The organism is Commensalibacter sp. A3DC (assembly GCF_047307945.1).
Classification (GTDB): Bacteria; Pseudomonadota; Alphaproteobacteria; order Acetobacterales; family Acetobacteraceae; genus Commensalibacter; species Commensalibacter melissae.
In genome coordinates this window covers 22,236-33,613 of the sequence record NZ_JAXOQA010000016.1, presented here as the reverse complement: position 1 = coordinate 33,613, position 11,378 = coordinate 22,236, and the positions used below count along the sequence as shown (strand labels likewise).

The 11,378-nt window shown below is 37.9% G+C and carries 9 protein-coding genes; all 9 read left to right on the top strand.

The genetic code is table 11. The features are described 5' to 3' along the window. Positions 1 to 349: 349 nt before the first annotated feature. Complete coding sequence (locus tag U0839_RS03290; protein ID WP_413550073.1) at positions 350 to 1,579, top strand: argininosuccinate synthase; 1,230 nt, start codon at positions 350 to 352, stop codon at positions 1,577 to 1,579. A 24-nt stretch (positions 1,580 to 1,603) separates the two neighbouring features. Next, positions 1,604 to 2,086 carry an FKBP-type peptidyl-prolyl cis-trans isomerase gene (locus U0839_RS03285; protein WP_110439519.1) on the top strand — a complete coding sequence of 161 codons (483 nt, stop codon included), beginning with the start codon at positions 1,604 to 1,606 and terminating at the stop codon, positions 2,084 to 2,086. A gap of 23 nt (positions 2,087 to 2,109) precedes the next feature. Beyond that, entirely contained in the window at positions 2,110 to 3,123 is a 1,014-nt protein-coding gene (trpS, locus tag U0839_RS03280; RefSeq protein ID WP_155567581.1) for a tryptophan--tRNA ligase, read from the top strand. 3 nt (positions 3,124 to 3,126) lie between these two features. After that, entirely contained in the window at positions 3,127 to 3,543 is a 417-nt protein-coding gene (locus tag U0839_RS03275; protein WP_155568773.1) for a secondary thiamine-phosphate synthase enzyme YjbQ, read from the top strand. 20 nt (positions 3,544 to 3,563) lie between these two features. After that, positions 3,564 to 4,295 carry a double zinc ribbon domain-containing protein gene (locus U0839_RS03270; protein ID WP_413550071.1) on the top strand — a complete coding sequence of 244 codons (732 nt, stop codon included), beginning with the start codon at positions 3,564 to 3,566 and terminating at the stop codon, positions 4,293 to 4,295. 90 nt (positions 4,296 to 4,385) lie between these two features. Continuing rightward, positions 4,386 to 4,640 carry a glutaredoxin 3 gene (grxC, locus tag U0839_RS03265; protein WP_155564878.1) on the top strand — a complete coding sequence of 85 codons (255 nt, stop codon included), beginning with the start codon at positions 4,386 to 4,388 and terminating at the stop codon, positions 4,638 to 4,640. 48 nt (positions 4,641 to 4,688) lie between these two features. Beyond that, positions 4,689 to 5,171: a DUF2147 domain-containing protein gene (locus U0839_RS03260; RefSeq protein ID WP_413550068.1), complete on the top strand. Its 483-nt coding sequence runs from the start codon at positions 4,689 to 4,691 to the stop codon at positions 5,169 to 5,171. Positions 5,172 to 5,528: 357 nt separating this feature from the next. Continuing rightward, a complete protein-coding gene (locus U0839_RS03255; protein WP_413550066.1) occupies positions 5,529 to 5,870 on the top strand; it encodes a DUF6616 family protein in 342 nt (113 codons plus the stop codon). Positions 5,871 to 5,953: 83 nt separating this feature from the next. Continuing rightward, positions 5,954 to 11,287 carry a Hint domain-containing protein gene (locus tag U0839_RS03250; RefSeq protein ID WP_413550064.1) on the top strand — a complete coding sequence of 1,778 codons (5,334 nt, stop codon included), beginning with the start codon at positions 5,954 to 5,956 and terminating at the stop codon, positions 11,285 to 11,287. Positions 11,288 to 11,378 lie beyond the last annotated feature (91 nt).

Here is an 11,378-nt window from a genome sequence, read left to right as displayed (position 1 = left end):
ATTGTAAAATTTTGAAAAACTTGGGAAAGATTGTTTAATTTAATTGAAAATAAAATTTTTATTTTGGAATTTAATTTTTAGATTATATGAAAAAATCTGATTGTTAATTTTTTTAGAATAAGAAAAAGTTCTGCATAATTTTAAATTTATTGATCTATTTATTATTGAACAATAGTTGTAATAATTTAAGTTATATAAATCAAATAGTTATTAAATATACATTTTTATCCATAATATTTTTTTAAAATTATAATTTTAGGGTTCTTGCAAATAATGATGATTTAAAAAGCTTTATATTGATGATATAACCGATCGTAATTGTAGAATTTTGATATGAAAAGTAAGCGGTATGGCACATAAGAATGTAAAAAAAGTTGTTCTGGCCTATTCGGGAGGGTTAGATACTTCTGTTATTTTACGGTGGTTACAAAAAACATATGAATGTAAGGTTGTAACCTTTACGGCTGATTTGGGACAAGGGGAAGAATTGGGTCCAGCCCGTAAAAAAGCGGAAATGTTCGGTGTTAAAGAAATTTTTGTCGAGGATTTGCGTGAAGAATTCGTAAGGGATTATGTCTTTCCAATGTTTCGTGCCAACACGCTTTACGAAGGACAATATTTATTGGGAACCTCAATCGCGCGTCCACTTATTTCTAAAAGACAAATTGAAATTGCCGAACAGGTGGGGGCTGATGCCGTTGCGCATGGGGCAACGGGTAAAGGGAATGACCAGGTTCGATTTGAGCTGGCCTATTATGCATTAAAACCCGATGTCACTGTTATTTCGCCTTGGCGTGAATGGGATCTCACTTCTCGTACCCGTTTATTGCAGTTTGCTGAAGAAAATCAGATTCCGGTTACTCATGACAAACGTGGGGAAGCTCCCTTTTCGGTCGATGCCAATCTTTTACATTCATCTTCGGAAGGGAAAATTTTGGAAGATCCTTCCCTTCCTCCTGATGAAGCTGTTTTTCAGCGAACAATTTCACCGGAAGATGCTCCAGATAAGGCGACTGAAATCAGTATTGATTTCAAAGCTGGTGATCCTGTAGCGATTAATGGAATTGTAATGTCCCCGGCAACTATACTGGCCCGTTTGAACGAGTTGGGTAAGGCCAATGGTATCGGGCGTCTTGATCTGGTTGAAAATCGTTTTGTTGGCATGAAATCCCGTGGAATTTATGAAACACCGGGTGGAACGATCTTATTATTTGCCCATAGAAACATGGAATCGATCACTCTTGATCGTGAGGCCGGGCATTTAAAGGATAGTATCATGCCTCGTTATGCGGAATTAATTTATAATGGTTTCTGGTTCTCACCAGAGCGCCGAATGCTGCAGGCCTTGATTGATGAAAGTCAGCATTCTGTTACCGGTCGTGTAAAATTGAAGCTGTATAAAGGTAATATTATCTTGATGGGACGTGAAAGTCCGAATAGTCTCTATGATATGCGTGTTGTAACATTTGAAGATGATGAAGGTGCATATAATCAAATGGATGCACAGGGCTTCATTAAATTAAATGCGTTACGACTACGTTTGGGAGCACAGGCAGGTCGACGTGGCGGTGCCTTGTAAAATTTGAATTATCAGGAGTTGAAAATGAAAAAGATGCTTTCTTGGATAGTTCCTGCGGTTTTGGCAATTCCCTTGGTTGCTTGCGCCGGTAGTAAAAAGGAGCAATTAACCCCCGAACAGTTTATGCAAAAGGTTGAGGCTGAACCGGGAGTGAAAACATTACCCAGTGGATTGGCTTACCGTATTATCCAGTCTGGAAACCCTAAGGAAGCCTCTCCTGCTCCAGGAGATCTAATTTTGGCGGAATATGAAGGTCGTTTGCCAGACGGTGTCATATTTGATTCATCAGATCGGCATGGTGGTGGTTTAATGCAAATGCCTGTCGAGGGATTAATACCTGGCTGGATGGAAGCCCTGCCTAAAATGCATCCTGGCGATGTTTGGCAGCTTTATGTTCCGCCTAAATTAGGGTATGGAGAAAAATCTATGGGGATTATTCCTTCAAATAGCCCATTAATTTTTAAGATTCATCTTGTTGGGGTAACCAAGAACCAACCGGATAACTAATAAATAAAGGATCAAGGTGATTTATGAGTGTCAAGCCGTCAGGTAAGCGCGTATTTTCAGGAATTCAACCAACTGGTATCCCGCATTTGGGAAATTATCTGGGGGCCATTCAGTACTGGGTTGATATTCAACAGGATAATGAATGTATCTATTGCCTGGTTGATATGCATGCCTTGACGGTTTGGCAGGAACCCGTATCCCTACGAAAACAGACTTTGGAACAGACAGCTGTTTTATTGGCTGCTGGTATTGATCCCAACAAGCATATCTTATTTAATCAATCAGCTGTATCCGCTCATGCGCGTTTGGCGTGGATTTTCAATTGTGTTGCGCGAATTGGCTGGATGAACCGGATGACACAGTTTAAAGATAAGGCGGGCAAAAACAGGGAGGCCAATTCTGTAGGATTGTATGTTTATCCTAATTTAATGGCCGCTGATATTTTGGCATATAGGGCAACGTGTGTACCTGTAGGTGAGGATCAGCGTCAACATCTGGAATTAACAAATGATATTGCCCAGAAATTCAATCATGACTACAAAACTGGTTTCTTTCCTGTTGTCGAGGGATTTATTCCAAAAACAAGCGCCCGTGTAATGAATTTAAGGGATGGTAGTAAAAAAATGTCCAAATCGGATCCTTCCGAACAGGGGAGGATTGAGTTACTGGATGAGGATGATGCAATTACGAATAAAATTAAACGGGCAAAAAGTGATTCTGAACCCTTACCGTCTGAACAGGAAGGGTTGTCACATCGTTTAGAGGCGTTAAATTTAGTGTCAATTTATTCGGTTTTAGCCAAGCAATCGATTGAACAGGTGCTCCAGGATTTTGGCGGAAAAGGATTTAGTCCTTTTAAATCCGCATTGTCGGATCTTTTAATTCAAAAAATTGCACCAATCAGAGAGGAAACAAAGAAATTGTTGGCAGATAAACAATATCTACAGACAATTTTGAAACAGGGTGCCGAGAAGGCATCAGCAATTGCTGATCCTATTGTGTCTGAAGCGGAATATATCGTGGGGTTTTTAAAATAAAGAATGAAACAGCAGGTTGGTAAATTGAGTGTTAAAACGCAAGGTCAGGGATTAACCATGATTACGGCTGACCTGTCCAGTTGGATTTTGCGATCAGCCATCAATACTGGCCTGTTAACGATATGGTGTAAACATACTTCAGCTTCTTTAACCGTTCAGGAAAATACGGATATTTCGGTAAGAAGTGATATTCTAAATTATTTTAATGATCTCGTTCCAGAAAATCGCTCCTATCAGCATGCTGATGAGGGGAGTGACGATATGCCCGCCCATTTAAAAACGATGTTGACCGAAACCTCCTTGTCTATTCCTGTCATTGAGCGGAAATTAAGTTTAGGGCCATGGCAGGCCGTTTATTTGTTTGAACATAGAAAAAGGCCACATATTCGAGAACTGGTTTTACATGTAATGGGGAACTAGAGAATGATGATATTAAGAAAATGCTATCGAAAGCTTATCTTGATATAATTGATTTTTTATTTCCGCCACGCTGTATTTTATGCGGTGTTCATATTCAACGATCTGGATATTTATGCTCTGACTGTTTCAAACAGCTTGAATTTATTGTGGAGCCCTGTTGTGAACAATGTGGAACGCCTTTTCTTTCTGATTCAGAGGCGGGAGAGGATCATCTTTGTTTGAGTTGTCGGGAAAAGCCATGTTTATGGGAGAAGGGGCGGGCAGCTTTTGTATATAACGAAGGAATTAAAAAGTTGATTTTACCCTTAAAATATGCAGATCGGTTGAATGGCTTGAACTTTTTAGCAGGTTCTATTTGGAATATTGCCAATCCCTTTTTTGATAATGCTGCATATATAATTCCTGTTCCGTTATACAAGAAACGTTTGCGGCATAGAAAATACAATCAATCGGCCCTGCTGGGAAAAAAATTGGCCAAAAGATCAAATATTCCCCTTTTATTATTGGCCTTGAAAAGAATTAGGGATACACAGTCCTTGGGACATTTGAATAAACAGGAACGACAAGATTTACTGGAAAATGCATTTCAGGTTAATCCAGCCTATTCAAAAATTCTTCAGGGTAAGACAATTATATTGGTGGATGATGTTATGACCACGGGCAGTACCCTGATGGCCTGTAGCAGAATATTACTGGAAGCGGGTGTAAAACGCATATTTGTGGTTGTTATTGCAAAAGTAAGTTATTTCTGAAAATAAAATTATTCATTTATAGTTTATAAATTATAGATTATCATAAATAAGATATATTATTTGTAATTAAATGTTTTTGGGAGAAAAACTATGGCAAAAGTTGAAATATATACACAACCAGGATGTCCTTTTTGTCAAAAAGCTCTGACGCTCTTAAATTCAAAAGGCGTGAAATTCAATCAGATTAATGCTCCTAAAGGTACGGCAGAACGAGAAGAGGCAATAAAACGTTCGGGGGGTAAGACTACTGTTCCGCAAATTTTTATAAATGGCCAGTCAGTGGGTGGATGTGATGATTTGTTAAGGATGGAAGAGACCGGGAAGCTTGATGCATTATTGAAATAAATCAATAAATATTGATTTATTTATTAATAAATGGAGATGATTAAGCAAGTGTTAAATAAAAATAAAGTTATAACCAAGATCTTAGGTGCTGTGATAGGTGGAATGTTCTTATGTTGTCCCTTTTATGAAAGTTACGCACAAAATCTGAATGAAACCAGATCCATGCCAGAAATTGGATTATGGACAACCAAGGCAGAAGACGGTGTTTTTCAGATATATAAATGTGGTGAGGGTCTTTGTGGTAAATTTGTAGGGATGCAATATAAAGGACCTGTTGCTCCCGTGAGTTCTAAAGGAACTTCCCAGTGCAATTTTTTAATGTTACGTAATTTTATGCGTAAGGAAAAAAGTAAATATTGGGTAGGAAAAATTATAGATCCCCGAAATGAAAAAATTTATGATGCCAAAATCTGGATAGACGATCATGATCAATTAAAAATCCGGGGTTTTATGGGGATCAGTCTATTTGGTGAAACACATGTTTGGCATCGGTATAATCATGTGATTGATAGAGGTTGTAGAATTAAATAATATTATTTTATTTCTACAAATAATTATTTTTTATTATTTCAATTGTTATCAAGAGCGTAATTATTATAAATCGTAATGATTTATAATAATTACGCTCTTAATTATTATCATATTTTATATTTCGAATAAATTATTATTAAATCAAAGAATAGATTTTATAAATATTCGTTATATTATATCAATAATAAATAAATCGTATTAAATTAATGATTTATTCTTTATATTTTTACTGATATTATTAAAAATAAGTTTTATTTGTTGAATCAATTACATATTTTTTATCTTATTTAAAAATCTTTTTATATAAAGATTAGGAAACTGATTTTATATAAAAATGGCGAATTAAAAGGAAATATTATGGCCTATGTATTTACCCAGGTTTTTACCGGTAGGGAAAAATGGATAAAGCTTACAAAGGCAATCAAAGAACAAGTTTTGCAACGCATGATTTCAAGTCTATCAACCTTGGCAGGTGAAAATCGAGTCCAGTTAATCGCTATTGGTGAAATAGACGGAAAAGTTCCTCGTGCAGTGGATGCGGAATTTTATGTAACCTGGTCTGTACCAATAAATGAGTTGACTTCATATATAGTTGGGCATTTTCAAGAAAGTGAATGGAATGAATATTTTGAATTGGTCAATATTGGGGGAAAAGCTTTGACTATCCCTCAATTTGCGGAAGTTATTTTAAGAGAATAATGCCAGATATATTTAACTGAATCATAGTTAATCAATTGAACAATATTTAAAAATATCATTGACTTTAATTAAGGATGAAATTAATGCAGCCTACACGTGTACAAGATGCAGCCACATTGAGAAGTGGTGAAGATTCAGTTTTCGAGTCTGACGATTCTTCAGTAACCTCTTCCTTAATTTCTTCCTCAGGTTTTGATCATACGTCAACGTTTGCCATGCTTCAGCCAATTCCCGGTGCTACAAGCAACTCTATTGAATATGATCCATCTCAGGTGCATCCTGAATGGGGGGCGGGTTATGAACCTGATCCTAATGGGTTTAATGATAATACGTTTGCCTTTAATTTTACATCTTTGACATTTTCCAAGAAATCTCCTACCGACATGATGAAGACGATTGCAGCGGCAGCTGGACAAGGCTGGGATTTGTTTGCAAACGCACCTGATCCTGATTCCTCCAGGATTATTATCAATGATCCTGGTCAAGGTAATGATCTGTTGATAGGTAATGGGTTGCAACTTGTTGTTGGAGCCACGCTTAGGGATCTATTAAAAAAGAATGGGATTGATATCACTAATTCCGCCACTAGAAAACTTATAAAAGGACAGAGTTGGGGAAAAAAATTTCTAAGCCAGCTTGATAATTTGATCAGTGCCCAGAATGGTCCGGGACACATGATTGTCTGGAATAAAACCGGCGTTATGGTTAGTGCGGGTAACAACAAGGCAACCATGGAAGTGGGGGCTGGCAACAAACTTTATGTGGGAGACACAAACAGTTCAGGATATGATGCCTTTGGAACGGGAAATTTACAGTTAGGTTATAATGAAAAAAGTGTAACCGGTTCCGCAGCGCTGACCCTGGATGAAGGGTCATATCTAAGTGTCAATGGATTTTTGGGTGGAGCGGCGGATAAATCCTATGCAGGTCAATCCATTGGCTCAGGTATGGAAGACCAGAGAACAGGTGCTGTTTCAACCCAAAATCATGTAAAAATGGATGTTGATGGAAATTGGGGACTTGTTGGTGATATTCGACCCGATAAACCAGCCAATTGGACACGTGTAGGCAATAATAACAAGATTAATGTCGGAGGCACGTTGGGGGTTTATATGTTGGCCTCCATGACAATTGGAAGTGATACAGAGATAAGTGTTGGATCCAATGGTTGGGCCCATACAGGAAGTGGTGTGTTTGTCGGTTCAGGTGGGTATATGTCCACTGGCTCGCGAAACAGGTTTACCATTGCTGGTGGTATGGGTGCCGGTTATATGGATCTGTCCGCTTCTGGGAAGGCGGCACAGCTGATAATTGGTGATGATAATGTCATTCATCTTACCAACAGAAATGCCGGCATATTTGCAGCTGAGGCAGGCGCATTCGTTTCAGCGGGGGATCATTTGAGCCTGACAGGGGCTGAAATATCAGTCGGTTATGGTCAAAATAGTATGGACCGAATTATTGATGGGGATTCCAAATACCGCACTGCCTATATGTCTATCGGTAACGATGCCAATATTTCTCTAGGTTATGATGGTTTGTATCCGATGGCCAATGCTCCATCCTTTGCGGAGGATGGTGTGATAAGATTAGATGCCAGTAATTCACTTTTACAGTTTGGAACAGGACTTGCGCTTGAAGCGAATATAATTTCCCTGGGACATTATTTAAAAGATACTTCCAATTCAAATTTTATAGACAGTGATGGTAGTGCCCTGGCTGAATTCAGGGTAGGTTCAAATAATAGTGTTGTCATTGGCTCAGGGGCAAATATCAGTTTGGGTTCTGGTATTGTTATTAATGAAAACCAGGGATATGTCGATTTGCAGGGAGGTGTTCTGAATGCTGGATACATTCGTATGGGTCGATATTACATTGAAAATCTGGAAGTTCCCATAAACGGATCCAGTTATATATACCAGGATAATTCAAGTGCGTCGATTCATATTGGGGACGGTTATCAAGTCAGCTTGACCCAAGATATTACCATTGATGGCAGCTTTGATCGGTTAAATATTGGTGATCATGTCGGCATTCAAGGAAGCGGGATGTATCTTGGTGATTTTAGAGGGATTGGTTCAGAGACCAATCATCCTACATCAGGATCATTGATTTCTGCCGGCAATCTAACCTCAATGACAATAAGTGGTGACATCAATCTGAATGGTAGTGCAAATTCAGTGATGTTGGGGAGCCAATCTTTATTGGAAACTACCGAAGGCAATTTAAATATAGATGGAATAAACCAGCTGTTGACTATAGGAAGTGGAGGGATTTTATCCGCTGCAAAAACGCTGCTTCAGAATGGTAGTAAAAGCATTATTTCTGTTGGCAATGAAGGTAGGATTGTCGCGAGTACTGTCCAGCTAATAGGTAATGGTGAAACATTCACTATCGGAGATAATGCTGGTATTTCTGCAGACCGAATTATTATCGGTTATCGCGGGGGTTCTTTAACGATAGGAAAAAATGTTGATTTTGATGTTCATAATTTTGATGTTAATGTATCCCGAACGGTAACATTAGGGGATGGAGCTACAGGATATATAGGTGATACAACCACGGTTGATAAAACGGTTTTCAATACGGGTAATGCGAATAATCTTGAGTTTGGCAATATATCCCTTGGCGATAATAACAAATTTAATGTTTCAGGATCAATCAAGGGAGCTGGTATAAACCTGGGTAGCAATACATCATTTACAGCTGCAACAAGTGCATCGGTTAACTTAGGTAGTGGTAATGTCACGTTATCAGGTACCGGTAATAATTTTACACTAAATAATAATGTTACTTTTACGGCCGGGACGGTTGTTGCTGATTTGAATATGAACAACTTTACCCTGGGTTTGAATGATATCTATGATGTGAAAAAATGGAATTTATCGAACTCTTCAAGTCTAGCCAAAACATTCACTGTCGGGAATGGAGCTACCGGCAATTTTGGTAATGTAAATTTATTGGGTGAAAATGTCACCTTCAATACGGGTAAGGCGAATAATCTTGAATTTGGCAATATATCCCTTGGCGATAATAACAAATTTAATGTTTCAGGATCAATTACAGGAACTGGGATAAGTCTGGGTAGCAATACATCATTTACAGCTGCAACAAATGCATCGGTTAACTTAGGTGGTGGCAATGTCACGTTATCAGGTACCGGTAATAATTTTATACTAAATAATAATGTTGCTTTTACGGCCGGAACGGTTACTGCTGATTTGAATACGAACGACTTCACCCTGGGTTCGAATGATATCTATGATGTGAAAGGATGGAATCTATCGAACTCGTCAAGTCTTGCAAAAAACTTTTCCATTAAGGATGATGCGGCTGGTAATTTTGGTGACGTGAATTTAACGGGAAATATCACGTTCAATACAGGTAATATGAGTAATCTGACCTTTGGCAATGTCACGTTATCAGGTACCGGTAATAATTTTATACTAAATAATAATGTTGCTTTTACGGCCGGGACGGTTACTGCTGATTTGAATACGAACAATTTCACTTTGGGTTCGAGTGATATCTATGATGTGAAAGGATGGAATCTATCGAATTCATCAAGTCTAGCCAAAACATTTGCTGTCGCGGATGGTGCTACCGGTAATTTTGGTGACGTGAATTTAACGGGTATGGTTAACTTTTCTACTGGTTTGGCAAACAATCTTATCTTAGATACAGTGATGTTGAACAAGAATTCATCCATTAATCTGGATGGGACGTATGTCACTGTTCATAACCTGGACATGAGTAATGGTGGTGTCGCAAATTTGAACTATAACAGTGCAGAGTCCAATGTTGTTTCTTTATCCAATGTAATATTGAGCGGTAATGGTCGGATAAAAATCGCACAAAATTCTGAAGTTGATATTGGTTCTCTAACAATGGACGGTGTAAATCCGGGTGTTATAGAATTGGACAATGATGCAGTTTTGAATATCCGTTCAATCAATGCCACCAATGTTGGTACAGATATGCCGACAATCATTATTCATAATGGTGCCCGTGTTATCGTTAATGGTCAACAAATAACAAGGTCAAGTTCTTTAAATGATTTGATTGCTGATTTTAATAATGAAGCCAATGGTGTTTATGAATATCATGGTAGCATTGAAGATGTCGATGGTCATTTGGTGATCAAGAATTTTAAACTCGATGATCATCTGTTATTTGAAAATGATACTGGGTCATCGGATGTTAACACTTTTTATACAAGTTATAAGGACGGTATTTTATCCATTATTCACAATGATGGAAAAACATCCAAAACTATTGCCTCTTTTCGTTATGATGCAGGGGACAGCAATCAGGCATTGCCTAATGTAAATATTGTTCGGGGTTCTGATGGTAATTCCTATTTTGATATTACAAAATGCTTTCTATTGGGAACAAACATTCTTACATCTAAAGGTGAAAAACCGGTTGAATCTCTTTCCGTTGGTGATGAGGTTGTGGCTATTTGTAATAATGGAAGGATAAACCGTAAAATTGTTTGGATTGGTAAAACGGATATTTCCGTGGATCAAGGTAAAAATAAAAACGATTTGTATCCAGTTTGTATCAAAGCACACGCATTTGGTCTGAATAAACCGCATCGTGATTTATATTTAACCCCTGAACATACCGTGTATATTGATGGTGGTTTGATTCCTGTCCGTATGTTGGTTAATGGCCGTTCGATTGTTATTGATAAATCCCGGGACAAATTCCAGATTTATCATGTTGAAACAGAACAACACTCGATTTTGCTATCAGAAAATCTGATGACTGAATCTTATTTAAATACAGATGATAAGTATCTATTTGATAACGATATTGTTAATTTCGGTCTGGAGTTTAATGAGCATGCAGGTCATAAAAGCTGGGAAAATGACGCAGCTGCACCATTGACTGTTTCCAGAAGCAAGGTTGAACCGATTTGGAATCGTTTGGATCGCAGGGCAACTCAGCTGGGGTATAAACCTATCATAAAAAGAGCGATAACCCGTAATCCTGATTTATGCCTTATTACTGATAAGGGGAAAAAGATTAAGCCTGTTCATTTCAAGGATAATATTTACAGTTTCTTTATTCCTGATGGTACTTATGTTGTAGCCATGAATTCAAAAACATCTTTACCTTCAGATGTTATTGGACCCTTTATAGATGATAGACGGACACTAGGTGTTTTGGTTTCGAAAATTAGCGTGATTTCAAATAGAACCCTGATCATGTTCCCGACTGATATTTCGGAACTTTCAGGTTGGCATAGCATTGAGCCCGATAGAACAGATCGTTGGACAATGGGATTGGCGCAATTGCCAATTGAGATAACAAGATTTGGCACTGGGAAAAAATTGATCCGGGTTGAGCTGACAGATACAGCTTCTTATTTTGTTGAAGATGATATCAATGAAATGATGAAACTGGCATAAAGCAATTTGTTGATTATCCAGTTAAATAGGGTTAATAGAGCTTTCCTTTTATTATAGCTAAAAGGGAAGCTTTTATTTAAGGGAAAAACAG